21 protein-coding genes and 1 tRNA gene are annotated in these 24,029 nt (G+C 52.3%); 7 read left to right on the top strand and 15 right to left on the bottom strand.

All coding sequences use genetic code 11. The annotated features are described in order from the left end of the window. Window positions 1-20: 20 nt before the first annotated feature. The 5 genes from wzzE to trxA form a co-directional block, all read right to left on the bottom strand. Window positions 21-1,067, bottom strand: coding sequence for an ECA polysaccharide chain length modulation protein (gene wzzE / locus OGY18_RS04815; protein WP_003829003.1), 1,047 nt, complete (start codon window positions 1,065-1,067; stop codon window positions 21-23). 12 nt (window positions 1,068-1,079) lie between these two features. Beyond that, the gene (gene wecA / locus OGY18_RS04810) at window positions 1,080-2,183 is read right to left on the bottom strand and encodes a UDP-N-acetylglucosamine--undecaprenyl-phosphate N-acetylglucosaminephosphotransferase (protein WP_003829006.1); all 1,104 of its coding nucleotides are present in this window, start codon (window positions 2,181-2,183) and stop codon (window positions 1,080-1,082) included. Between the two features lie 238 nt (window positions 2,184-2,421). Further along, window positions 2,422-3,681, bottom strand: a complete 1,260-nt coding sequence (gene rho, locus OGY18_RS04805; RefSeq protein WP_002437993.1) for a transcription termination factor Rho — start codon at window positions 3,679-3,681, stop codon at window positions 2,422-2,424. 87 nt (window positions 3,682-3,768) lie between these two features. Then, on the bottom strand, window positions 3,769-3,888 hold the full coding sequence (locus OGY18_RS04800; protein ID WP_049259789.1) for a rho operon leader peptide: 120 nt from the start codon (window positions 3,886-3,888) through the stop codon (window positions 3,769-3,771). A 130-nt stretch (window positions 3,889-4,018) separates the two neighbouring features. After that, on the bottom strand, window positions 4,019-4,348 hold the full coding sequence (gene trxA, locus OGY18_RS04795; protein ID WP_001280776.1) for a thioredoxin TrxA: 330 nt from the start codon (window positions 4,346-4,348) through the stop codon (window positions 4,019-4,021). Window positions 4,349-4,491: 143 nt separating this feature from the next. Between trxA and rhlB the strand changes: the two genes are divergently transcribed. Together rhlB and gppA are read left to right on the top strand one after the other, a co-directional pair. Further along, window positions 4,492-5,760 carry an ATP-dependent RNA helicase RhlB gene (rhlB, locus tag OGY18_RS04790; RefSeq protein ID WP_003829013.1) on the top strand — a complete coding sequence of 423 codons (1,269 nt, stop codon included), beginning with the start codon at window positions 4,492-4,494 and terminating at the stop codon, window positions 5,758-5,760. A 136-nt stretch (window positions 5,761-5,896) separates the two neighbouring features. After that, window positions 5,897-7,378, top strand: a complete 1,482-nt coding sequence (gene gppA, locus OGY18_RS04785) for a guanosine-5'-triphosphate,3'-diphosphate diphosphatase (protein WP_003829016.1) — start codon at window positions 5,897-5,899, stop codon at window positions 7,376-7,378. Window positions 7,379-7,429: 51 nt separating this feature from the next. Here gppA and rep read toward each other — a convergent pair whose 3' ends face one another. Continuing rightward, window positions 7,430-9,451 (bottom strand): DNA helicase Rep, encoded by a 2,022-nt coding sequence (gene rep / locus OGY18_RS04780; protein ID WP_003829018.1) that lies wholly within the window; start codon window positions 9,449-9,451, stop codon window positions 7,430-7,432. Window positions 9,452-9,535: 84 nt separating this feature from the next. Here rep and ppiC point away from each other — a divergent pair, with 84 nt between their 5' ends. Further along, entirely contained in the window at window positions 9,536-9,817 is a 282-nt protein-coding gene (gene ppiC, locus OGY18_RS04775; RefSeq protein WP_003017999.1) for a peptidylprolyl isomerase PpiC, read from the top strand. Window positions 9,818-9,917: 100 nt separating this feature from the next. Here ppiC and ilvC read toward each other — a convergent pair whose 3' ends face one another. Further along, window positions 9,918-11,393: a ketol-acid reductoisomerase gene (gene ilvC, locus OGY18_RS04770; RefSeq protein ID WP_286552060.1), complete on the bottom strand. Its 1,476-nt coding sequence runs from the start codon at window positions 11,391-11,393 to the stop codon at window positions 9,918-9,920. A 164-nt stretch (window positions 11,394-11,557) separates the two neighbouring features. On the opposite strand from ilvC, the gene ilvY reads away from it, so the two are divergent. Then, complete coding sequence (ilvY, locus tag OGY18_RS04765) at window positions 11,558-12,460, top strand: HTH-type transcriptional activator IlvY (RefSeq protein WP_003829023.1); 903 nt, start codon at window positions 11,558-11,560, stop codon at window positions 12,458-12,460. Between the two features lie 172 nt (window positions 12,461-12,632). Continuing rightward, window positions 12,633-13,826: an enoyl-ACP reductase FabV gene (gene fabV, locus OGY18_RS04760; protein WP_008787067.1), complete on the top strand. Its 1,194-nt coding sequence runs from the start codon at window positions 12,633-12,635 to the stop codon at window positions 13,824-13,826. A gap of 63 nt (window positions 13,827-13,889) precedes the next feature. On the opposite strand, the gene ilvA is transcribed toward fabV, so the two are convergent. The 6 genes from ilvA to ilvL form a co-directional block, all read right to left on the bottom strand. Continuing rightward, window positions 13,890-15,434, bottom strand: coding sequence for a threonine ammonia-lyase, biosynthetic (gene ilvA / locus OGY18_RS04755; protein ID WP_003018007.1), 1,545 nt, complete (start codon window positions 15,432-15,434; stop codon window positions 13,890-13,892). A gap of 5 nt (window positions 15,435-15,439) precedes the next feature. Next, window positions 15,440-17,290 (bottom strand): dihydroxy-acid dehydratase, encoded by a 1,851-nt coding sequence (gene ilvD, locus OGY18_RS04750; protein ID WP_286552057.1) that lies wholly within the window; start codon window positions 17,288-17,290, stop codon window positions 15,440-15,442. Between the two features lie 158 nt (window positions 17,291-17,448). Then, window positions 17,449-18,378 (bottom strand): branched-chain amino acid transaminase, encoded by a 930-nt coding sequence (locus tag OGY18_RS04745; RefSeq protein ID WP_003829030.1) that lies wholly within the window; start codon window positions 18,376-18,378, stop codon window positions 17,449-17,451. Window positions 18,379-18,395: 17 nt separating this feature from the next. Continuing rightward, a complete protein-coding gene (gene ilvM, locus OGY18_RS04740) occupies window positions 18,396-18,659 on the bottom strand; it encodes an acetolactate synthase 2 small subunit (RefSeq protein WP_003018017.1) in 264 nt (87 codons plus the stop codon). After that, window positions 18,656-20,302: an acetolactate synthase 2 catalytic subunit gene (ilvG, locus tag OGY18_RS04735; RefSeq protein WP_286552054.1), complete on the bottom strand. Its 1,647-nt coding sequence runs from the start codon at window positions 20,300-20,302 to the stop codon at window positions 18,656-18,658. Before ilvG ends, ilvM begins: the two co-directional genes overlap by 4 nt. Window positions 20,303-20,441: 139 nt before the next feature. Beyond that, entirely contained in the window at window positions 20,442-20,540 is a 99-nt protein-coding gene (gene ilvL / locus OGY18_RS04730) for an ilv operon leader peptide (protein ID WP_001311244.1), read from the bottom strand. Between the two features lie 352 nt (window positions 20,541-20,892). Here ilvL and OGY18_RS04725 point away from each other — a divergent pair, with 352 nt between their 5' ends. Continuing rightward, a complete protein-coding gene (locus tag OGY18_RS04725) occupies window positions 20,893-22,413 on the top strand; it encodes a YifB family Mg chelatase-like AAA ATPase (protein ID WP_286552051.1) in 1,521 nt (506 codons plus the stop codon). Window positions 22,414-22,437: 24 nt separating this feature from the next. On the opposite strand, the gene maoP is transcribed toward OGY18_RS04725, so the two are convergent. Next, window positions 22,438-22,776 carry a macrodomain Ori organization protein MaoP gene (maoP, locus tag OGY18_RS04720; RefSeq protein ID WP_003018025.1) on the bottom strand — a complete coding sequence of 113 codons (339 nt, stop codon included), beginning with the start codon at window positions 22,774-22,776 and terminating at the stop codon, window positions 22,438-22,440. Window positions 22,777-22,882: 106 nt separating this feature from the next. Here maoP and hdfR point away from each other — a divergent pair, with 106 nt between their 5' ends. Further along, complete coding sequence (gene hdfR / locus OGY18_RS04715) at window positions 22,883-23,728, top strand: HTH-type transcriptional regulator HdfR (RefSeq protein WP_008787063.1); 846 nt, start codon at window positions 22,883-22,885, stop codon at window positions 23,726-23,728. A 100-nt stretch (window positions 23,729-23,828) separates the two neighbouring features. On the opposite strand, the gene OGY18_RS04710 is transcribed toward hdfR, so the two are convergent. After that, a tRNA-Trp gene (locus tag OGY18_RS04710) sits at window positions 23,829-23,904 on the bottom strand. Window positions 23,905-24,029 lie beyond the last annotated feature (125 nt).

Genomic DNA, 24,029 nt, shown 5'->3' with positions numbered 1-24,029 from the left:
CCCTCACTGCAACGATATTGCTAAATCGTGCGGCGACGGGTTAACGCGACACCGGCACCGATCAGAGCCCCAACGATGCCCCACATAATCATCAGGAAGGCACGACGAGGGCTGTCACGTTTTACCGGTTCCTCCGGCGTACGCAAATAACGATAGGTCTGAAAACGCGGATCCAGAGTTGGCCCAACGTTCAGTGTGTTAAGCATGGCTCGGTTTTGGAAGTAGTCCAGATCGAAATCGGGACCAACAGATTGCAGGTTTTCGAGTCGTGCCTGCAGCATAGGACGTCCAAGCAAAAACAGTTCAGAATCGGGTAGCTCTTCAGCCGGAACGTCAGTGGAAGTACGCGAAATATTATGCTGTTCAGCAATTTTGAGAGCCTGCTCAATGTTGTGAACTCGGCGAGAGAAAATCGATTTCGCCACTTCTTCCTGGCGTTTAACCTGCGCCTTCATCTGCACAGTGCGCGCAGCCCAGGCTCCCTTTAACTCGTCGTTCAGATGACGCGCCGCACGCTGACTGGCAAACGCGACGTACTGACGCAACAGATTGTTGGCATCAGGTGCCGTTTCGGCAATCAGCTTCACGCTGTCATTGGTATTACGAACCGCATCGCCGGGCATAAACTGAATGTTATTAATCAGTTCATCCAGCATCGCCGCATCGGCTTTACTGTTACCCACCATACGTTGCTTGTAATAATCAGTCTGCTGCCAGAATTCACGGCGCGTATCCCATGAGGCAAGCTGCATGATAAATTCTTTATAGGCCTCATCCATCACTGACGGCTGATCCGCAGATGCAAGACTGGCCTTGATGTCCAGGTTACGTAAGAACTGCTGCTGAGAGTAATAGCCGCCCAACATATTAACCGTTGGCCTGTCTGAAATCGCCGTCGCGCTCCACTCCTGACGAGCAAAAAACGTATAGGCGAGAGCGACTAACGCGAAGGCGAGAGCCATACCGACGATCCACACCTTCCCTGTCCACAAAGTACGAAACAACCCACGGATGTCCAGTTCATTTTCAGCGCTCATGGCATGTTCCCCCGGTAATGGTTGTGTCATCGTACCCTCAATTTATTTGGTTAAGTTTGGTTTACTGTCACGGTTTCTACGCAACTTGCGCTTCCAGCGTTTGATAAATCTCGCTACCTTCCAGGCACGTTTAATACAATAGTCGTACAAGACAAATGCCAGTAAAAAGAGCACCAGCATCACCCATTCCGGAACGACCCGGGAATATTCAGCCAGTACACCAATGGCAGCCAGGATCGCAGCAGCCAGCGTAATCAGGACAAAAGCCTGTCGGGAGGTAAACCCGGCACGCATGATTAAATGGTGAATATGTTGACGGTCCGGGGAGAAAGGGCTCATGCCTTTACGTAAACGACGATACATGATCGCCACCATATCCATTAACGGAATAGCAATAATCCACAGTGCGGTGACCGGACTAATAGGATGCGTTTTACCTTGAGTGGTCTCCAGCAGGATCCAGATGACCGTAAAGCCAATCAGCGTACTCCCCGCATCGCCCATAAAGACCTTATAGCGACGTCCGAGAATCCCCAGGTTCAGCATGATATAAGGTAGAATGGCGGCGATCATGGCAAAACACCAGATAGCCAGGCTTGTCTGGCCGTCAAACCACAAGATAAGCCCCATTGCGGCGAATGATACGCTGGATAGCCCGCCTAACAGACCATCAATCCCATCCACCATGTTAAAGGCGTTAATTGCAGCCCAAACGGCGAAAAGGGTAAGGAAATAGCCAAAAGGACCGAGCACCATCTCCCAAGGGCCAAAAATGAACCCAAGGCTCAACAGATAGAGCTTACCTACCGCCATCATAATGATGCCGATGATAGCCTGGATGGTCGCACGGATTTTTACACTGATATCAAAGCGGTCGTCCAGTGCACCGATAAATACCAGTACACCAGCACAAGCCAGGTAAAGAGTTGCATGCGGGATATAATAATCGGCGATGAGGAACGTAAAGCAAATGCCTGCGTAAACCGAAATCCCCCCAACCAACGGAATCAGTCCCTGATGACGTTTGCGGAAGTTGGGTTTATCCACCAATCCTATCTTTTTCGCAACCTTACGGGCAAAGAAAAGAAACAGCGTTGTGAATAAAAAAATACTGATGAGATCAGTACTTGCTGTCAGTAAATTCACTATACATACTCTCAAAGAATATCAATATATGAAGTATAACCATCCAGGCGATTATTCAGAAGAGAAACCCGATTCCATATCAGGTGGTTCTGTATGATTATTAACCACAAAATACGAATTACAACCCTTCGTCGCCAGGCGGTATGTCATACCGGATTATTATTATTGTGTCGTTAAGATTACATCCACAAAAGCAAAACGCCACGTAAAAACGTGGCGTTTTCAGATGATGCCCGAATCAGGAACGCTTCATCATATCGAAGAAGTCGTCATTGGTCTTGGTCATCGCCAGTTTGTTAATGAGGAATTCCATTGCGTCGATTTCACCCATCGGATGGATGATTTTGCGCAGGATCCACATTTTCTGCAGCTCTTCCTGGGTAGTGAGCAGCTCTTCTTTACGGGTACCGGAACGGTTGTAGTCGATAGCCGGGAAGACGCGTTTTTCAGCAATCTTACGAGAGAGATGCAGTTCCATGTTGCCGGTACCTTTAAACTCTTCGTAGATAACTTCATCCATTTTAGAGCCGGTATCAATCAGCGCAGTCGCGATAATTGTCAGGCTACCGCCCTCTTCCACGTTACGTGCAGCACCAAAGAAACGCTTAGGACGATGCAGGGCGTTGGCGTCCACACCACCGGTCAGTACTTTACCGGAAGCCGGAACCACGGTGTTATATGCACGCGCCAGACGGGTGATGGAGTCAAGCAGAATGATAACGTCTTTCTTGTGTTCAACCAGACGTTTCGCCTTCTCGATAACCATTTCCGCAACCTGAACGTGACGGGAGGCTGGTTCGTCAAAGGTAGAGGCAACCACTTCACCTTTCACCAGACGCTGCATCTCGGTAACTTCTTCCGGACGTTCGTCAATCAGCAGCACCATCAGCACGCAGTCAGGATGATTGTATGCAATGCTCTGCGCGATGTTCTGCAGCAGCATGGTTTTACCCGCTTTCGGCGGAGCAACAATCAGACCACGTTGGCCACGACCGATCGGCGATGCCAGATCCAGTACACGCGCCGTTAAGTCTTCAGTAGAACCGTTACCACGTTCCATACGCAGACGAGAGTTTGCGTGCAGCGGCGTTAAGTTCTCAAAGAGGATTTTGTTACGGGCGTTTTCTGGTTTGTCGTAGTTAACTTCGTTAACTTTCAACAGCGCAAAGTAGCGTTCACCTTCTTTTGGCGGGCGAATCTTACCAGAAATGGTATCACCAGTGCGGAGGTTGAAACGGCGGATTTGGCTGGGAGAAACGTAGATGTCATCAGGACCGGCGAGGTAGGAGCTGTCTGCAGAGCGGAGGAAACCAAATCCATCCTGCAATATCTCCAGCACACCGTCACCAAAGATATCTTCGCCACTCTTTGCGTGCTGCTTCAGGATGGCAAAAATAATGTCCTGCTTGCGCATACGAGCCAGGTTTTCAAGGCCCATATTTTCGCCGAGAGTGATCAGCTCAGAAACCGGCGTATTCTTTAATTCGGTAAGATTCATAATGGTGTGAGTTCTTAAACTTGGGGTAAATCTCGAACTTAATGTTGTGAATGGTATGGCAGGGTCATCCATGCCTGTTTACGGCCATCAACTCATGTCTGTTCGCTGTCTGGTCACAGGAAAGTACGCAGAACTGAAACGACAAGACGGATTGAGTGACAAGCCAGGAATCTGTCCACTTCTCGCGCGAGAAACAACGGGAAGTATTGGATATAACTAGATTCAAACTTAATAAGGTATGTTTAATACGAAGTCAACACTAACTTAGCACGACTCAAGTCGGGCGTCCAGTCATCCGAATCATTTCGAAGTAGGGTCGCCCGATCATGAGACTTCCTTACGCTAAATTAGCGTCGAGGAATTCTTTCAACTGACCTTTGGACAGCGCGCCGACTTTCGTCGCCGCAACTTCACCGTTTTTAAACAGCAGCAGGGTCGGGATGCCTCGGATACCATACTTCGGCGCGGTGCCTGGGTTTTGGTCAATGTTCAGTTTAGCAACCGTCAGTTTGCCCTGATATTCGTCAGCGATTTCATCCAGAATCGGAGCGATCATTTTGCACGGACCGCACCACTCTGCCCAGAAATCAACGAGGATTGCTCCGTCCGCTTTGAGTACATCCGTGTCAAAACTGTCGTCAGTCAGGTGAATAATTTTATCGCTCATAATAACTCCACAGGAATAAGCCTGGTGCATTGGTGTAGCATTAATCAACGACGTGTTGATGTAGCATTAACCAACTAAAGGTTGACTTTATTTCACCGGATACGCTTTCGTAAAGCAATAGTAAGCTGATATTCTACCACACTATGAGCAAAACACATTTAACAGAACAGAAGTTTTCCGACTTCGCCCTGCACCCAAAGGTGATAGAAGCCCTTGAAAACAAAGGCTTTCATAACTGCACGCCCATTCAGGCCCTCGCGCTGCCGCTAACGCTGGCTGGTCGTGATGTTGCCGGGCAGGCGCAAACCGGTACCGGAAAAACGATGGCGTTCCTGACGTCAACGTTTCATTATCTTCTCTCTCATCCCGCGATTGCCGATCGCAAGGTGAACCAACCGCGTGCGTTAATTATGGCGCCAACGCGTGAGTTAGCCGTGCAGATCCACGCCGATGCCGAGCCGCTGGCACAGACCACGGGTCTGAAATTAGGCCTGGCGTATGGCGGCGACGGTTATGATAAACAACTGAAAGTGCTGGAAAGCGGCGTCGATATTCTTATCGGCACGACCGGTCGTCTCATCGACTATGCAAAACAGAACCACATTAATCTGGGCGCGATTCAGGTCGTGGTGCTGGATGAAGCCGATCGTATGTACGATCTGGGCTTTATTAAAGATATCCGTTGGCTGTTCCGTCGTATGCCGCCAACCACCCAACGTCTGAACATGCTGTTTTCTGCAACCCTCTCATACCGCGTTCGCGAACTGGCGTTCGAACAGATGAATAACGCTGAGTACGTTGAAGTCGAACCGGAACAGAAAACAGGCCACCGCATTAAAGAAGAGCTCTTCTACCCTTCCAACGAAGAGAAAATGCGTTTGCTGCAAACGCTGATTGAAGAAGAGTGGCCAGATCGCGCCATTGTTTTTGCTAACACCAAGCATCGTTGTGAAGATATCTGGGGCAGCCTTGCTGCGGACGGTCATCGCGTCGGTCTGCTGACCGGTGACGTAGCACAGAAAAAACGTCTGCGTATTCTTGATGAATTCACCCGTGGCGATCTCGACATTCTCGTCGCGACGGATGTCGCTGCGCGTGGTCTGCATATCCCAGCCGTAACGCACGTATTTAACTATGACCTGCCGGATGACTGTGAAGATTACGTTCACCGTATCGGTCGTACCGGACGTGCTGGCGCAAGCGGTCACTCTATCAGCCTGGCCTGTGAAGAGTACGCGCTGAATTTACCCGCAATCGAGACCTATATCGGCCACTCGATTCCGGTAAGCAAATATAACCCGGATGCGCTGATGACCGATCTGCCGAAGCCGTTGCGCTTAACGCGCCCGCGTACAGGCAATGGCCCACGCCGTACCGGTGGTGCTCCGCGTAATCGTCGTCGTTCAGGTTAAGAAAAGTTATGCCATACACAAAATCATTCAGCCTGTATCAAGGCGGCAAGAAAACGAATCCCGATGAGCTTACTTTAGTAAGTGATTCGGGTGAGAGAACGCAGCCAACACAGATACAGGTTGAAGGATGAAGTGTATGAATTCTACTTCGCTGTATGCGGCAATCGATCTCGGCTCGAATAGTTTTCATATGCTGGTTGTACGCGAGGTGGCAGGAAGCATCCAGACGCTCACGCGTATCAAACGCAAAGTGCGTCTGGCCGCTGGACTCAACGGTGACAACGAGCTCTCTGTTGAAGCGATGGAGCGCGGCTGGCAATGCTTGCGCTTGTTTGCAGAACGTCTGCAGGATATTCCGCATCCACAAATCCGGGTGGTCGCCACGGCAACATTACGCATCGCCGTAAATGCCGATGTGTTTATTGCCAAAGCGCAAGAGATCCTTGGCTGCCCTGTCCAGGTAATTAGCGGTGAAGAAGAAGCGCGACTGATTTATCAAGGTGTAGCCCACACAACCGGCGGTGCCGATCAGCGTCTGGTTGTGGATATTGGTGGCGCCAGCACTGAATTAGTCACCGGTTCCGGCGCACAAACCACCTCTCTGTTCAGCCTGTCGATGGGCTGCGTCACCTGGCTCGAACGCTATTTTACCGATCGTAATCTGGCACAGGAAAACTTTGACGAGGCAGAGAAGGCCGCACGTGAAGTTCTGCGCCCGGTCGCCGACAAACTGCGTTTTCATGGCTGGAAAGTTTGCGTTGGTGCCTCTGGCACCGTCCAGGCGTTGCAGGAAATCATGATGGCGCAGGGCATGGATGAGCGCATTACGTTGGCCAAACTTCAGCAGCTCAAACAGCGCGCCATTCACTGCGGTCGTCTGGAAGAGCTGGAAATCGAAGGGTTAACGCTGGAACGTGCGCTGGTTTTCCCCAGCGGGCTGGCCATTCTGATTGCTATTTTCACCGAACTGAACATTCAATGCATGACCCTGGCCGGCGGCGCATTACGTGAAGGTCTGGTCTACGGTATGCTGCACCTGGCGGTGGATCAGGATATTCGTAGCCGCACATTACGCAATATCCAGCGTCGCTTTATGGTCGATACAGAGCAAGCACATCGCGTTGCTAATTTAGCGACTAAATTTCTCGATCAGGTAGAAAAAAAGTGGCATCTTGAACCGATTAGCCGCGAACTACTGATTAGTGCCTGTCAGCTGCATGAAATTGGCCTAAGCGTTGATTTTAAACAGGCACCACAGCATGCCGCTTATCTGGTGCGCAATCTCGATCTCCCGGGTTTTACCCCTGCGCAAAAGAAACTGCTAGCAACGCTGTTACTCAACCAGACCAATCCCGTCGATCTCTCTTCGCTCCACCAGCAAAACGCAGTGCCACCGCGCATCGCAGAGCATCTTTGCCGTTTGCTACGTTTGGCGATCATCTTCGCCAGCCGTCGCCGTGACGATCTTGTGCCGGAAATTCAAATGGATGCAAGAAACGAGCACCTGACGGTCACGCTACCAGAAGGCTGGCTGGAACATCATCCGCTGGGTAAAGAGTTAATCGATCAGGAAAGTCAGTGGCAAAGCTATGTCCACTGGCCACTGGACGTTCATTAGATGTTGGTTGCCGGATAGCGCGCGTTTACACGTATCCGGCCTACAAAATATCTACTTCGCTTTAGCTTTCGCCATCATCGCCCGAATATTAGCGATGCTGGCCTGTCCTTTTTGCATCCGCTCCTCAGCACTCACCACTTTACGCTCTTGTTCCCAGATAACGTCATCTTGCGGCAGTTCCAACAGGAAGCGACTCGGTTCCGGGCGCACCAGTTCACCGTACTGACGACGCTCTTTACATAGCGTGAAGATGAGTTCTTTTTGTGCACGCGTAATCCCTACGTAAGCCAGACGACGCTCTTCGTCGATATTGTCTTCATCGATGCTGCTCTGGTGCGGCAAAAATCCCTCTTCCATTCCCACCATAAATACATACGGGAATTCCAGTCCTTTTGAGGCATGCAGCGTCATCAACTGCACCTGATCCAGTTCTTCTTCGCTCTCTCCGCGCTCCATCATGTCGCGCAGTGTAAAGCGGGTAACGACCTGGGTCAGGGTCATTGGCTCTTCCAGCTCACTGCCTTCCAGCATCTCCGTCATCCAGCTGAACAGCGTATTGACGTTTTTCATACGCATTTCAGCCGCTTTCGGGCTCGGCGAGGTTTCATACAGCCAGGATTCGTAATCAATACCGTGAATAAGATCGCGCACAGCGGCAACCGGTTCGCGCTCCGCCAGGCGCTGAATTTCACCCAGCCAGTGCGTAAAGCGGGTCAGAGAGTCATACCCGCGCCCGGTCAGTGTCTGGCTAAGCCCCATATCAAAGCTGGCGGTAAACAGGCTTTTATTACGCGTCATCGCCCATTCACCCAACTTTTGCAGCGTAGCCGGACCGATTTCACGCTTTGGCGTGTTTACGATGCGCAAAAATGCGCTGTCGTCATCCGGGTTGCTCAGCACACGCAGGTAGGCCAGCAGATCTTTAATTTCCGGACGCGAGAAGAACGATGTTCCGCCGGAAATTTTGTACGGGATACGGTTCTGCATTAGAAACTTTTCGAACACGCGTGACTGATGGTTGCCGCGATACAGGATGGCGTAGTCTTTATATTGAGTCTTGTTCACAAAGTGATGGGCAATTAATTCCCCGGTCACGCGTTCCGCTTCGTGCTCTTCATTATTGGCACTTAGTACCTTCAGCTCAGCACCGTAACCCAGCTCGGAAAAGAGCCGCTTTTCAAAGACGTGTGGATTGTTCGCAATGAGGATGTTCGCCGCCTTAAGGATGCGACCTGATGAACGGTAGTTTTGCTCCAGCTTCACCACCTGCAAAGCCGGAAAATCTTTGCTCAACAGTACCAGGTTCTGCGGACGGGCGCCGCGCCAGGAGTAGATCGACTGATCGTCATCGCCCACGACGGTAAAGCGCGCACGTTTCCCTACCAGCAACTTCACCAGCTCGTACTGGCTGGTGTTAGTATCCTGATATTCATCCACCAGCAGGTAGCGGATTCTGTTTTGCCAGCGCTCACGTACTTCTTCATTGCGCTGTAGCAGCAGCGTGGGAAGCAGGATCAGATCGTCAAAATCGAGGACGTTGCACGCCTTCATATGCGCGTCATACAGACCATAGCAGTGGGCAAAAATACGATCGCGCTCGCCTTTTGCGCTGGCTGCCGCCTGCGCTGGCGTCATCAGATCGTTTTTCCAGTTGGAGATCGTCGAGATCAGCTGCTGGAGAATAAGCTTATCGTCTTCGATTAGCCCTTCGGTCAGTTCCTTAAGCAAGGCCACCTGGTCAGTATCGTCAAACAACGAGAAGTTAGACTTCATCCCCAGCGCCGCATATTCACGCTTAATGATATCCAGTCCCAGGGTGTGGAAGGTGGAGATCATCAACCCACGCGCCTCTTTACGACCCAGCGTTTGCGCCACACGCTCTTTCATCTCGCGCGCAGCCTTATTGGTAAAGGTCACTGCCGCAATATGTCGTGCCTGATAGCCACATTCACGAATCAAATGCGCGATTTTGTTAGTGATAACACGCGTCTTGCCGGAACCCGCGCCCGCCAGCACCAGGCAAGGTCCGGTGACGAATTCGACGGCTTGTTGTTGTCCGGGGTTCAAACGCATAAAGGGTCACTCATGAAAGTCGGGAGGGGAGAATAACAGCGTGGTAGTATAGCCAGCCTTAACCACCCCACTCAAGGCACGATCATGGCAAAAACAGCAGCAGCAGTGCATATCCTTGTTAAAGAAGAGAAACTGGCACTGGATCTTCTGGAGCAGATTAAAAACGGCGCCGACTTCGGCAAACTGGCGAAAAAACACTCCATCTGCCCATCAGGCAAACGCGGCGGTGATTTGGGCGAATTCCGTCAGGGCCAGATGGTTCCGGCATTCGACAAAGTGGTCTTTTCCTGCCCTGTGCTGGAGCCAACCGGTCCGCTGCACACTCAGTTCGGTTACCACATCATTAAAGTACTGTACCGTAACTAATAGAAAGCCCGGTGTTTAAACACCGGGCTTTTTTTGCCGGATAGCGCTTCGCTTATCCGGCCTACGAAGCGCTGTTGATATGCCATTCCTCTATGAGGAATTATCCTGCGACCGCAATGCGCTTCATATCGGTCATGTAGCCACGCAGTTTCTGGCCCACTTTCTCGATAGCATGGCCGCGAATCGCATCGTTCACGTCACGCAGCTGCGCGTTGTCTACCGCGCCTTCAGCAATCGCTTTGCCCAAGTCGCCGGTCTGCAGAGTGGTCATGAACTCTTTCAGCAGCGGTACGCAAGCGTAAGAGAACAGGTAGTTGCCGTATTCTGCGGTATCAGAGATAACCACGTTCATTTCGTACAGACGCTTACGCGCAATGGTGTTGGCGATCAACGGCAGTTCGTGCAGTGATTCGTAGTAAGCAGATTCTTCGATGATGCCGGAATCCACCATAGTTTCGAACGCCAGCTCAACGCCCGCTTTCACCATCGCAATCATCAGAACGCCTTTATCAAAGTATTCCTGCTCGCCGATTTTACCGTCGAACTGGGCAGCGGTTTCGAACGCGGTTTTGCCGGTCTCTTCACGCCAGGTCAGCAGTTTCTTATCGTCGTTAGCCCAGTCAGCCATCATACCGGAAGAGAATTCACCGGAGATGATGTCATCCATGTGTTTCTGGAACAGCGGTGCCATGATCTCTTTCAGCTGTTCGGACAGCGCGTAAGCACGCAGTTTCGCCGGGTTAGACAGACGGTCCATCATCAGGGTGATGCCGCCCTGCTTCAGCGCTTCGGTGATGGTTTCCCAGCCGAACTGAATCAGTTTTTCAGCATATGCCGGGTCAGTACCCTCTTCCACCAGCTTATCGAAGCACAGCAGAGAACCGGCCTGCAGCATACCGCACAGGATAGTCTGCTCACCCATCAGATCAGATTTCACTTCCGCAGCGAAGGAGGACTCCAGCACACCCGCACGGTGACCGCCAGTAGCCGCAGCCCAGGCTTTAGCAATAGCCATGCCTTCGCCTTTCGGATCGTTTTCCGGGTGAACGGCGATCAGGGTCGGTACACCGAAACCACGTTTGTACTCTTCACGAACTTCAGTACCCGGGCACTTCGGTGCCACCATCACGACGGTGATGTCTTTACGGATCTGCTCGCCCACTTCCACGATGTTGAAGCCGTGGGAGTAACCCAGCGCTGCGCCGTCTTTCATCAGCGGCTGTACAGAACGCACAACGTCGGAGTGCTGCTTGTCCGGCGTCAGGTTAACCACCAGATCAGCCTGCGGGATCAGCTCTTCGTAGGTACCCACTTTGAAGCCGTTTTCGGTCGCTTTACGCCAGGAAGCACGCTTCTCAGCAATGGCTTCTTTACGCAGTGCGTAGGAGATATCCAGACCGGAGTCACGCATGTTCAGGCCCTGGTTCAGACCCTGAGCACCACAGCCGACGATGACCACTTTTTTACCCTGAAGGTAGCTCGCACCATCGGCGAATTCGTCGCGGCCCATAAAGCGACATTTACCCAGCTGTGCCAGCTGCTGGCGCAGGTTCAGTGTATTAAAGTAGTTAGCCATGATGGTGTACTCCGTGATGTTGTGTTGTGGTGCTTATTATTCGGTTCGCAGATTTGTATTTGCGAGATTGAATCCACATTACAACAGGAAATTTATTGCGGAAATTGATATATTCACAACGTCACATTGCAATTTATGCAACGTAGAAAATCGGAGGCTCGTCTGTGGATTTACGCGATCTGAAAATGTTCCTGCATTTGGCTGAAAGTCGTCACTTTGGCCGCAGCGCGCGGGCAATGCACGTCAGCCCATCCACGCTTTCCCGGCAGATTCAGAGGCTGGAAGAAGATCTCGGGCAGCCGCTGTTTGTGCGCGATAACCGCACGGTCACGCTGACCGAAGCAGGTGAAGAGCTGCGCGTGTTTGCCCAACAGACGCTGTTGCAGTATCAACAGTTGCGCCACACCCTCGATCAGCAGGGACCGTCGCTGTCGGGCGAACTGCATATCTTCTGTTCGGTAACTGCCGCATACAGCCATCTGCCACCCATTCTCGATCGTTTCCGCGCCGAGCATCCATCGGTGGAAATTAAGCTCACCACCGGCGACGCCGCCGATGCGATGGACAAAGTGGTCACTGGCGAAGCCGATCTGGCGATTGCCGGTAAGCCCGAAACGCTGCCCGGCGCGGTGGCATTCTCGATGCTGGAGAATCTGACGGTCGTGCTAATCGCCCCGGCGCTGCCCTGCCCGGTGCGTAATCAGGTATCGGTCGATAAGCCCGACTGGTCAACGGTGCCGTTTATCATGGCCGACCAGGGTCCGGTACGCCGCCGCATCGAGCTGTGGTTTCGCCGTCACAAAATCAGCAACCCATCGATTTACGCCACGGTGGGTGGCCACGAAGCGATGGTCTCAATGGTGGCGCTGGGCTGCGGCGTGGCGCTGCTGCCGGAAGTGGTGCTGGAAAACAGCCCGGAGCCGGTACGCAACCGCGTGATGATTTTAGAACGCAGCGACGAAAAAACGCCGTTCGAGCTGGGCGTCTGCGCGCCGAAAAAACGGCTGCATGAGCCGCTGATTGATGCGTTCTGGAAGATTGTTCTGGAACGTAAATCCGCCGAGTAGCGCCAGCGTCAGGCCTAAAATCAGTGGTAGATTCAGTATTGGCGCTCCTTTTCTGTATAATGTCGTGATCCATTGTAGTGGGGGGCTTGTTAACCATCGCGTTAAGCAGGCCAGAACAGACGGTGTCATTGCGCACTTGACAGCGAAAATACAAACTTAATTAGCCATCATTATGATAATCAAACCAAAAATTCGTGGATTCATCTGTACAACGACCCATCCGACTGGCTGCAAAGTCAACGTGGAAAAGCAGATCGAGTATGTTAAGCAGAACGGGAAAATCGAGAACGGCCCGTCCCGCGTGCTGGTGATCGGTGCTTCCACTGGTTACGGTCTGGCTTCCAGAATTTCCGCCGCCTTTGGCAGCGGTGCCGCCACTATCGGCGTATTTTTCGAAAAACCGGGCACGGATACCAAACCAGGTTCCGCAGGCTGGTATAACTCTGCAGCTTTCGACGAAGCGGCCAAGCGCGAAGGTCTGTACTCCAAAAGCATCAACGGCGATGCGTTCTCTGACGAATGCCGTGATGAAGTAATCAAACTGATCAAAGAAGACCTGGGCCAGATTGACCTGGTGGTTTACTCACTGGCTTCCCCAGTGCGTAAAATGCCGAAAACCGGTGAAATCGTCCGTTCTGCGCTGAAGCCAATCGGTGAGGTTTACACCTCTAAAGCGATCGATACCAACAAAGATCAGATCATCACCGCCAGCATTGAGCCGGCAACCGAAGAAGAAGTTCAGAACACCGTCACCGTGATGGGCGGCGAAGACTGGGAACTGTGGATGGGCGCGCTGAGCGAAGCGGGCGTGCTGGCTGACGGCGTGAAAACCGTGGCCTACTCCTACATCGGTACCGACCTGACCTGGCCAATCTACTGGCACGGCGCGCTGGGCAAAGCGAAAGAAGATCTCGATCGCGCGGCGGGTGAACTGCGTAACCAGCTGGCCCCGCTGAACGGTTCCGCTAACGTTGCCGTACTGAAGTCCGTCATCACCCAGGCATCTTCTGCGATTCCGGTAATGCCGCTGTACATCTCCATGGTCTTCAAGCTGATGAAAGCGCAGGGGATTCACGAAGGTTGTATCGAGCAGATCAACCGTCTGATGACCACCAGCCTGTACGGCGATAAAGTGGCGCTTGATGACAACCAGCGTATCCGTATGGATGACTGGGAACTGCGTGACGACATTCAGCAGGCATGCCGCGATCTGTGGCCGCTGATCACCACCGAAAACCTGGCGCAAGAAACTGACTATGCAGGATACAAGCAGGAATTCCTGAATCTGTTCGGTTTTGCTCTCGACGGTGTGGATTACGATGCAGACGTGAACACCGAAGTCGAATTCGACGTTATCACGCTGTAATCTGCTGATTCAGTAGCAAAAAGGGTTCATGTTTTTACATGAACCCTTTTTTAATGGCTGTTGTTAACCCGCCAGGAAGAACCTGAACGCCGGGTTATGCGTTTCATCGTGACAGTCATAACCCAGTTCGTTTAGCCGCGTTTCGAAATCAGGCTCGTGTTCACCCAACTCAAACGCCGCCAGTACGCGACCATAATCGGTGCCGTGACTGCGATAGTGGAACAATGAAATATTCCAGTGCGTCCCCAGGGTATGCAGAAATTTGAGCAATGCCCCCGGCGATTCAGGAAATTCAAAGCTGTAGAGACGTTCCTGTAAGGGTTTCGACGGGCGTCCACCGACCATATAACGTACGTGTAGCTTCGCCATCTCGTCATCAGACAGATCCACTACGCTATAGCCGCCCTCATTGAGCAGTTGCAGGATTTCCTTACGCTCTTCCAGCCCGCGGCTCAGACGTACACCGACAAAAATGCAGGCGTCTTTCGCATCCGCAAAGCGGTAGTTAAACTCGGTCACCGAGCGCCCGCCCAGCAGTTGGCAAAACTTAAGGAAGCTGCCCTTTTCTTCCGGGATGGTCACGGCCAGCAAGGCTTCACGCTGTTCCCCAAGCTCGCAACGTTCAGAAACATAGCGCAGGCCGTGGAAGTTAACGTTAGCGCCGGAAAGAACATGCGCCAGACGCTCGCCACGAATATTATGCTGGGCGATGTATTTTTTCATCCCCGCCAGCGCCAGCGCCCCGGAAGGCTCCGCCACCGCGCGTACATCTTCGAACAGGTCTTTCATTGCCGCGCAAATAGCATCGCTATCCACGGTAATAATATCGTCGAGGTATTCCTGGCACAGACGGAAGGTTTCATCGCCAATACGTTTCACCGCCACGCCTTCGGCAAAGAGACCCACACGCGGCAGATCCACCGGATGACCGGCATCCAGCGCCGCTTTCAGACAGGCCGAATCTTCCGCTTCCACGGCAATCACTTTGATTTGCGGCATCAGCTGTTTTATCAGCACCGCCACGCCCGCCGCCAGACCACCGCCGCCAACTGGCACAAAAACGCGATCGAGATGCGCGTCCTGCTGGAGCAGCTCCAGCGCCAGCGTGCCCTGCCCGGCAATCACCATCGGATGATCGAACGGCGGCACCCAGGTAAAACCCTGCTGCTGCGACAATTCAATCGCTTTAGCTTTGGCTTCATCAAAGTTCGCGCCGTGCAGCAGCACTTCCCCGCCGAAGCCGCGAACGGCATCGACTTTGATATCGGCGGTAGCCGTTGGCATGACAATCAGCGCCTTCACGCCTAATCGCGCAGAGGAGAAAGCGACGCCCTGAGCATGATTACCAGCCGATGCGGTAATGACGCCATGCGCTTTTTGTTCTTCGGTCAAGCCCGCCATCATGGCATAGGCACCGCGTAGCTTGAAGCTGTGAACGGGTTGACGGTCTTCGCGCTTCACCAGAATGACGTTGTCGAGGCGCGAAGAGAGTTTTTCCATTTTCTGTAGCGGCGTTACCTGTGCCGCTTCGTATACCGGCGCACGCAGTACCGCTCTGAGATACTCGGCGCCCTCAGGAGCGCCGGATAGAGGTTGTGAATCCGCCATGATCATTATCCCCCGAGCTTCGACTTATCGCGCACCGCACCTTTGTCGGCGCTGGTTGCCAGGCTGGCGTAGGCGCGCAGTGCAAAGGAGACCTGACGCTGACGATCTTTTGGCGTCCAGGCTTTGTCACCGCGAGCTTCCTGCGCTTCACGGCGCGCAGCGATTTCCGCATCACTCAGTTGCAATTGAATGCCACGATTCGGGATATCGATGGCAATCATGTCACCATCTTCGATAATCGCGATATTACCGCCGCTTGCCGCTTCCGGAGAAACGTGACCGATAGAGAGACCAGAGGTACCGCCAGAGAAACGACCGTCGGTAATCAGCGCGCAGGCTTTACCGAGACCCATCGATTTCAGGAAGGTGGTTGGGTAGAGCATTTCCTGCATGCCTGGTCCGCCTTTCGGCCCTTCGTAGCGAATGACAACCACGTCGCCAGCCACCACTTTACCGCCGAGGATGGCTTCTACCGCATCATCCTGGCTTTCGTACACTTTTGCCGGGCCGGTGAATTTGAGGATGCTGTCATCCACGCCTGCGGTTTTTACAATACAGCCGTTTTCCGCGAAGTTACCGTACAGAACTGCCAGACCGCCGTCTTTGCTATAAGCGTGCTCCAGCGAGCGAATGCAGCCTTCAGCGCGGTCATCATCCAGCGTATCCCAACGGCAATCCTGTGAGAATGCCTGGGTAGTACGAATGCCGGCCGGGCCGGCACGGAACATTTTTTTCACCGCGTCGTCTTTGGTCAACATCACGTCATACCGATCAAGCGTTTGCAGCAGAGTCAGACCCAGCACGTTTTTCACGTCGCGGTTCAGCAGTCCGGCACGATCCAGTTCGCCTAAAATACCCAGAACGCCGCCTGCGCGGTGTACGTCTTCCATATGGTATTTCTGCGTGCTCGGCGCCACCTTACACAGCTGCGGGACTTTGCGGGACAGCTTGTCGATATCACTCATGGTGAAGTCGATTTCCGCTTCCTGCGCGGCCGCCAGCAGGTGCAGAACGGTATTGGTGGAACCGCCCATGGCGATATCCAGCGTCATGGCGTTCTCAAACGCCGCTTTGCTGGCAATGTTGCGCGGCAGGGCGGAGGCATCATCCTGCTCGTAATAGCGTTTGGTCAGCTCGACGATGCGCTTACCTGCGTTGAGGAACAGTTCTTTACGGTCGGCGTGAGTCGCCAGCAGTGAACCGTTACCCGGCTGCGACAGGCCCAGCGCTTCAGTCAGGCAATTCATCGAGTTAGCGGTGAACATCCCGGAACAGGACCCGCAGGTCGGACAGGCGGAACGTTCAACCTGCTCGCTTTGTGAGTCGGAAACTTTCGGGTCAGCCCCCTGAATCATCGCATCAACCAGGTCAAGCTTGATGATTTGGTCAGAGAGCTTGGTTTTCCCGGCTTCCATCGGACCGCCGGAAACAAAGATCACCGGAATATTCAGGCGCAAAGAGGCCATTAACATCCCGGGGGTGATTTTGTCGCAGTTGGAGATGCAGACCATCGCATCAGCGCAGTGAGCGTTAACCATGTACTCAACGGAGTCAGCGATCAGCTCACGCGACGGCAGTGAATACAGCATGCCACCGTGCCCCATGGCGATACCATCATCCACAGCAATGGTGTTGAACTCTTTCGCCACGCCGCCTGAGGCTTCGATTTGTTCGGCAACCAGCTTACCGAGATCGCGCAGGTGGACGTGACCCGGCACAAACTGGGTAAAGGAGTTCACCACAGCGATAATTGGTTTACCGAAGTCATCATCGGTCATCCCGGTGGCGCGCCACAGTGCGCGGGCACCCGCCATATTGCGGCCGTGGGTGGTGGTAGCAGAACGATACTTAGGCATGCTTGATTAACTCCCGTCTGTCTTTCCCCTGCATACTTCACGCCGCAGGTGCGTTGGCTACCTCGCTCACCCCAGTCACTTACTACAGTAAGCTCCTGGGACTTGCTGCGTTGCCGTCTTCCTGCAACGTGAATTATTTTGGGGAAATATTAATTTTTTTATTGGTTTACTGAATCCAACCAGCCGTATTTATCTTCCGTTTCACCGGTGAAGAGGCCAAAGAAGGCCTGCTGGATGCGTTTGGTGACCGGACCGCAGCGGCCTTCGCCAACCTGGATACCATCGACACTGCGTACTGGGGTGATTTCGGCCGCGGTACCGGACATGAACACTTCGTCGGCCAGGTACAGTGATTCACGGGACAACACCTGCTCACGCACTTCGATATCGAGATCTTTCGCCAGCTTAATGATCGCGTCACGGGTAATACCCGGCAGTGCAGAAGAGGTAAACGGCGGGGTAAACAGAATGCCGTCTTTTACTTCAAACAGGTTTTCGCCCGCACCTTCGGAGATGTAACCATTCACATCCAGCGCAATGCCTTCCTGATAGCCATGACGACGCGCTTCGCTACCCACCAGCAGCGAAGACAGATAGTTACCGCCCGCTTTAGCAGCAGTAGGGATGGTGTTCGGCGCAACGCGGTTCCAGGAAGAAACCATCGCGTCGATCCCCTGCTCCAGCGCTTCTGCACCAAGGTAAGCACCCCACGGGAACGCGGCGATGATCACGTCAGTGGTGTATCCCGCTGGCGGGTTAACGCCCATCCCCACGTCGCCAACAAACACCAGCGGACGAATATAGGCGCTGGTCAGATTGTTTTTACGAATCACCTCGCGGCAAGCTTCCATCAGCTCATCAACGCTCTGAGAAACCGGAAAACGATAGATCTTGGCTGAATCACGCAGACGCTGCATATGTTCGCGATGACGGAACACCACCGGCCCTTTGTGAGAATCGTAGCAACGGATGCCTTCGAATACTGAAGTACCGTAGTGCAGCGCGTGGGACATCACGTGAACCTTCGCGTCTTCCCAACGAATCATCTCGCCATTAGACCAAATGTAATCAGCTTTTTTCGTCGTCATTTTTCTTCCTTTTGCGCTCAGGCGCGGATTTGTTGTGATGTGGTTGTGCTCTGGCAGATAGCAACATGTGCAACGTCTACCAGTTTACTTAACTGACTAAACAGTAAGTCGACCGACCGGGGGCTGGCAACGGTCAATTCGATATTTATATTTTGCGCATCGCTGGCGGCTTCCATATTCATGGAGCACACCTGAAAACCACGATGGCGTACCACGCGTAAAACACGTTCTAACGTTTCCGGATTGAAACGAGCCTCAACGGCGACCTGATGTTGCATCATGATAATTTCTCCAGCATTTCTGAGTTACTGGCACCTGGCGGTACCAGAGGCCAGACATTCTCAAGTTCGTCGATTGAGACATGAAGCAGGTATGGCCCCTCGCTGTTCAGCATGGTGTCGAGTGCCGCTTCAACCTGGTCTTTACGGGTGATGTGTTGACCTGGTATGCCGAAGGCGCTGGCCAACATGAGGAAATCGGGGTTATCGGTAAGGGTGGTTTCGCTATAACGTTCCTGGAAAAAAAGCTGCTGCCATTGTCGCACCATGCCTAACCGCTGGTTGTCGAGTAAGACTATTTTCAGCGGCAACTGCTTGCGTTTTACGGTGCCCAGTTCCTGTACATTCATCATGAAGGAACCGTCACCGGAGATACAGATTACCGTATCGTTCGGGCGAGCAACCTGCGCGCCAACCGCTGCTGGCAGGCCAAAGCCCATCGTACCCAGGCCGCTCGAGGTGATGAAATTTTCCGGGCGGGTGTAGGTCATATGCTGCGCCGACCACATCTGATGCTGACCAACATCCGTTGTCACTACGCTGTCCGCGGGTTTGCGATCGGACAACTGTTTCAACAACAGTGGCGCGTAGATAGCCTCACCGGGATGATCATAGCGCCAGGTATGCTCTGTGCGCAGTTCAGCGCTATGCTGACGCCATGCGTCAATCTTCAGCGATTGCTGCAATGCCGGCAGCAGAGAACTTAAATCACCCTGCAGGGCGACGTGCGCCTGGCGCAGCTTGTTCATTTCCGCCGGGTCAATATCCATGTGGATCACGCTGGCGTTCGGTGCGAAGGTATTCAGCTTGCCGGTCACCCGGTCATCAAAACGCGCACCCACTGCAATCAGTAAATCACATTCTTGCACCGCGAAATTTGCCGCTTTAGTGCCATGCATTCCCAACATACCCAAATAGTATGGGTAGTCAGCTTCTACTGCGCCCAGCCCCTTCAACGTGCAGGCGACCGGCATTTGGGTTACCGCGATAAATTCACGCAGGGCCGGGACCGCCTGCGCCATACCAACGCCGCCACCGACGTACAGGATCGGTTTTTGCGCCTGCGCCAGCATTTTACGTGCCTGCTCAACATCCGCGTGCGGGAAAACCTCTACGTTTTCGACGGTCGTAAAATACGGCTCCAGCGTACCGCTGGCCAGCTGGATGTCTTTCGGGATATCAACCAGAACCGGACCCGGACGACCGGAGTTCGCCACAGCGAAAGCCTCTGCCATAATGCGCGGCAGCTCTTCCAGTGACTGCACCAGGAAACTGTGTTTGGTGCAGGACAAAGACATACCGAGAACGTCCACTTCCTGGAACGCATCCGTTCCGATGAAAGGTGAGGCCACCTGACCGGTGATCGCCACCACAGGAACAGAATCTAACAGCGCATCGGCGAGTCCGGTGATCAGGTTGGTAGCGCCAGGACCTGAAGTGGCGATACACACACCGGTTTTACCGGTCGCACGGGCATAGCCAATTGCCGCCATTGCCGCACCCTGCTCGTGTCGGCACAACAGGTGTTCTACGCCGCCGTCATACAACGCATCGTAAACCGGCATAATTGCGCCACCAGGATAACCAAAGACGGTTTGAACCCCTTGTGCACGCAACGCATGTACCACCCACTGTGCCCCATTCATAGTTACATCCCCGCCGTAAATCTTGAGAAACAGAATTTTATGCTACCGTTCACTTTCTGCTCCTCATGTATGTTTTTAAGGTCAAAAAAAACCCCCGGACCTTTCGGTGCGGGGGTCTTAGTTCGTTAAGGCTTGTTTTCTAAGCCTTTCCTCGTCCAAGTGCAGCCCCGCACGGTGGGATAATAATCACCACCACGCTAATCACGACCAGGCTAATCACTCGTAGAAGGGCTGTCATTTTTGTATTTTCTTGCATCTTGTTCGAAGGAATACCTAAAGAGTTACCATAGAATTTGCAAATGACACAAGATATTTTTTTATTCGTTTTTCTGACGCCGTTAACGGTTTAGATAAATATCATTGTTTTTTATACAAAAAATCAAAAGTGAAAATATTTCACTTTTCAGGTGATTCTCGGCAACCCGTTCCCTACTAAAAACGTTATTCAAAAGCGTTTGCGAGCGCTATTCCAGGCTTTATGCAAGCAGTATTGAGCTACATAAAAACACGGGAATAAGCCTCTAAAAACCGTAATTATGTGAAATCTTGCCGCGATGTATTGCGACATAATGCTTTCATCAGGAGGGCTTATGTCACTATCGATTGTTCACACACGCGCTGCGCTGGGCGTGAATGCGCCAGCCATTACCATCGAAGTACATATCAGTAATGGTTTGCCTGGTTTAACCATGGTGGGATTACCCGAAACAACGGTAAAAGAGGCTCGCGATCGAGTTCGCAGTGCGATTATTAATAGCGGTTATGAATTCCCGGCGAAGAAGATAACCATAAACCTCGCTCCGGCCGATCTCCCGAAAGAAGGGGGACGATATGATTTACCTATCGCAGTTGCGCTTCTGGCTGCGTCTGAGCAGCTTACAACCCATAACCTCGATACATATGAGCTGGTAGGCGAATTAGCGCTTACAGGCGCGTTACGCGGCGTTCCCGGTGCGATATCAAGTGCAACTGAAGCTATTCGCGCAGGCAGGAGAATTATTGTCGCAAAAGAGAATGCAGCTGAAGTGGGACTGATACACGGTGAAGGGTGCCTGATAGCCGATCATCTACAGGCTGTATGCGCATTTCTCGAAGGTAAGCATGATTTAGACAGACCATCATCGGCAGATTTTACCCCCTGCGCATTAGCAGATGATCTGAGCGATGTTATCGGCCAGGAACAGGGTAAACGCGGACTGGAACTTACCGCAGCTGGCGGTCATAACCTCTTACTCATCGGGCCGCCGGGAACGGGTAAGACCATGCTGGCCAGTCGCCTGAGAGGATTGCTTCCGCCACTGAGCAATGATGAAGCACTGGAAAGCGCCGCGATTCTAAGTCTGGTCAATTCCGACACGCTACAAAAACAGTGGAAACAACGCCCTTTTCGTTCGCCGCATCACAGTGCTTCATTAACTGCCATGGTCGGTGGAGGCTCTATTCCTGCGCCAGGCGAGATATCTCTGGCGCATAACGGCATACTGTTTCTGGATGAACTTCCCGAGTTTGAGCGGCGCACGCTGGATGCACTGCGAGAGCCCATTGAGTCCGGGCAGATTCATTTATCCCGCACTCGGGCAAAAATAACTTACCCCGCGCGTTTTCAGCTTATTGCTGCCATGAATCCCAGCCCAACAGGACATTATCAGGGGAACCATAACCGCTGTACCCCAGAGCAGACACTACGCTACCTCAATCGATTATCAGGTCCATTTCTTGACCGCTTCGATCTCTCCCTCGAAATCCCCTTACCGCCGCCCGGCATACTCAGCCAGAGCCAGATAAAAGGGGAAGATAGCGCAACGGTGAAGCAACGCGTTATGGCAGCACGAGAGCGTCAGTATCGGCGGCAGAATAAGTTAAATGCGCACCTGGACAGTCAGGATATCCATAAATACTGTCCATTGCGTAGCGACGATGCGCAGTGGCTTGAAGAAACGCTCGCGCATCTCGGATTATCCATCCGCGCCTGGTTACGCCTGATAAAGGTCGCTCGAACGATCGCGGATATAGAACAATCTGACCATATATCTCGCCAGCACTTACAGGAGGCTGTTGGGTATCGGGCGATAGACAGATTACTCATTCATTTGCAGAAACTACTGGCATAAAAAAAGGGCTTTCGCCCTTTTTTATTAATCATCAGATTCGGTGTAGTCTTCCGCACCTTCCACCTGAGGTTTCCCGCCAGACAGCGTGTGGAAGCGTTTTGGACGCTTAATGCGCGTCATGTATTTGGACCACACACGTTCAGCTTCGGTAACCGGTTCGCGCTCACCACGGCATACCGCAACAAACAGTTTTTCTTCTTCCGTTACCGGCTCACGCTTGCCCAGATCCAGCTCGTTGAAAGCATAACCGTGACGCTCAAGCAGTTGTGCTTCTTTAATGGTGAAATCACCATGACGGGAGAATCCGCGGGGATAATATTTATTATCGAAATATCGATTAGTCGTCGTAAAGCTTTCCGCCATCCTGCACGCTCCTAATTCTTTGGCCGAGCTATTTATGGCGCGGAGTATTAGTTACGCTTGACAGAGCGTCAAACAAAAGATTTAAATCATAACGACAAATAATTTTATGGAGCGAGTTGTGGATACGGAATTGTTAAAAACTTTCCTGGAAGTTAGCCGGACACGCCACTTTGGCAGGGCTGCTGAAGCGCTCTATCTGACCCAATCAGCGGTTAGTTTTCGGATCAGACAACTGGAAAATCAATTGGGTGTAAACCTGTTCACCCGACACAGAAACAATATCCGTTTAACCGCTGCAGGTGAAAAATTATTACCTTACGCTGAAACGCTGATGAATACGTGGCAAGCAGCACGTAAGGAGGTTGCGAATACCTCGCGGCATAACGAGTTTTCTATTGGTGCCAGCGCATCCCTCTGGGAATGCATGCTTAATGGCTGGCTGGGGCGTTTGTACCAATCCCAGGAGCCACAATCCAGCCTACAATTTGAAGCGAGGATCGCGCAGCGACAGTCGTTAGTAAAACAGCTTCATGAACGACAGCTTGATCTATTGATTACTACCGAAACGCCCAAAATGGACGAATTTAGCAGCCAACTGTTGGGATATTTCACGCTGGCGCTCTATTGCAGTTCTCCTTCACAAACCAAAGATGAACTGAATTATCTGCGTCTGGAATGGGGACCTGACTTTCAGCAACACGAGGCTGGATTGATTGCGGGAGATGAAGTGCCGGTACTTACCACCAGTTCGGCAGAATTAGCCAGGCAGCAACTTTCAGTCCTCAAAGGTTTTAGCTGGCTACCGGTCAGTTGGGCTAAAGGTAAAAGCGATCTCCATACGGTTACCGACAGTACAACGCTTTCACGCCCGTTATATGCAGTTTGGCTGCAAAATAGCGATAAACATGCACTGATTTGCGATCTGCTGAGAACGAATATTCTGGAAGATTAAGGAAAACGCTGGCAAGGATGCCGGGAGTAAAATAGAAAGAAGGAAAAACTCAAATTACAGGTAAAAAAAAATCCTTAGCAATAATGCTAAGGATTGTTTCTGGCAGGGGCGGAGAGACTCGAACTCGCGACACCCGGTTTTGGAGACCGGTGCTCTACCAACTGAGCTACGCCCCTAAATCTTCTTATCATTAAGCCTGCTTAGTAGCAGGCTTAATTTTCTAATAAGTGGCGGAACGGACGGGACTCGAACCCGCGACCCCCTGCGTGACAGGCAGGTATTCTAACCAACTGAACTACCG

It is taken from the genome of Citrobacter sp. Cpo142 (assembly GCF_030332425.1).
GTDB classification, from domain to species: domain Bacteria; phylum Pseudomonadota; class Gammaproteobacteria; order Enterobacterales; family Enterobacteriaceae; genus Citrobacter; species Citrobacter portucalensis.
Note: the sequence above shows the minus strand (reverse complement) of the source record. Positions and strands in the feature narration are given on the sequence as shown.

Bases quoted from the DNA above. Each gene is read 5' to 3' on its own strand.
- wzzE (WP_003829003.1), bottom strand. From the start codon at position 1,067: ATGACACAACCATTACCGGGGGAACATGCCATGAGCGCTGAAAATGAA.
- rho (WP_002437993.1), bottom strand. From the start codon at position 3,681: ATGAATCTTACCGAATTAAAGAATACGCCGGTTTCTGAGCTGATCACT.
- trxA (WP_001280776.1), bottom strand. From the start codon at position 4,348: ATGAGCGATAAAATTATTCACCTGACTGACGACAGTTTTGACACGGAT.
- rhlB (WP_003829013.1), top strand. From the start codon at position 4,492: ATGAGCAAAACACATTTAACAGAACAGAAGTTTTCCGACTTCGCCCTG.
- gppA (WP_003829016.1), top strand. From the start codon at position 5,897: ATGAATTCTACTTCGCTGTATGCGGCAATCGATCTCGGCTCGAATAGT.
- rep (WP_003829018.1), bottom strand. From the start codon at position 9,451: ATGCGTTTGAACCCCGGACAACAACAAGCCGTCGAATTCGTCACCGGA.
- ppiC (WP_003017999.1), top strand. From the start codon at position 9,536: ATGGCAAAAACAGCAGCAGCAGTGCATATCCTTGTTAAAGAAGAGAAA.
- ilvC (WP_286552060.1), bottom strand. From the start codon at position 11,393: ATGGCTAACTACTTTAATACACTGAACCTGCGCCAGCAGCTGGCACAG.
- fabV (WP_008787067.1), top strand. From the start codon at position 12,633: ATGATAATCAAACCAAAAATTCGTGGATTCATCTGTACAACGACCCAT.
- ilvA (WP_003018007.1), bottom strand. From the start codon at position 15,434: ATGGCGGATTCACAACCTCTATCCGGCGCTCCTGAGGGCGCCGAGTAT.
- ilvD (WP_286552057.1), bottom strand. From the start codon at position 17,290: ATGCCTAAGTATCGTTCTGCTACCACCACCCACGGCCGCAATATGGCG.
- OGY18_RS04745 (WP_003829030.1), bottom strand. From the start codon at position 18,378: ATGACGACGAAAAAAGCTGATTACATTTGGTCTAATGGCGAGATGATT.
- ilvM (WP_003018017.1), bottom strand. From the start codon at position 18,659: ATGATGCAACATCAGGTCGCCGTTGAGGCTCGTTTCAATCCGGAAACG.
- ilvG (WP_286552054.1), bottom strand. From the start codon at position 20,302: ATGAATGGGGCACAGTGGGTGGTACATGCGTTGCGTGCACAAGGGGTT.
- ilvL (WP_001311244.1), bottom strand. From the start codon at position 20,540: ATGACAGCCCTTCTACGAGTGATTAGCCTGGTCGTGATTAGCGTGGTG.
- OGY18_RS04725 (WP_286552051.1), top strand. From the start codon at position 20,893: ATGTCACTATCGATTGTTCACACACGCGCTGCGCTGGGCGTGAATGCG.
- maoP (WP_003018025.1), bottom strand. From the start codon at position 22,776: ATGGCGGAAAGCTTTACGACGACTAATCGATATTTCGATAATAAATAT.
- hdfR (WP_008787063.1), top strand. From the start codon at position 22,883: ATGGAGCGAGTTGTGGATACGGAATTGTTAAAAACTTTCCTGGAAGTT.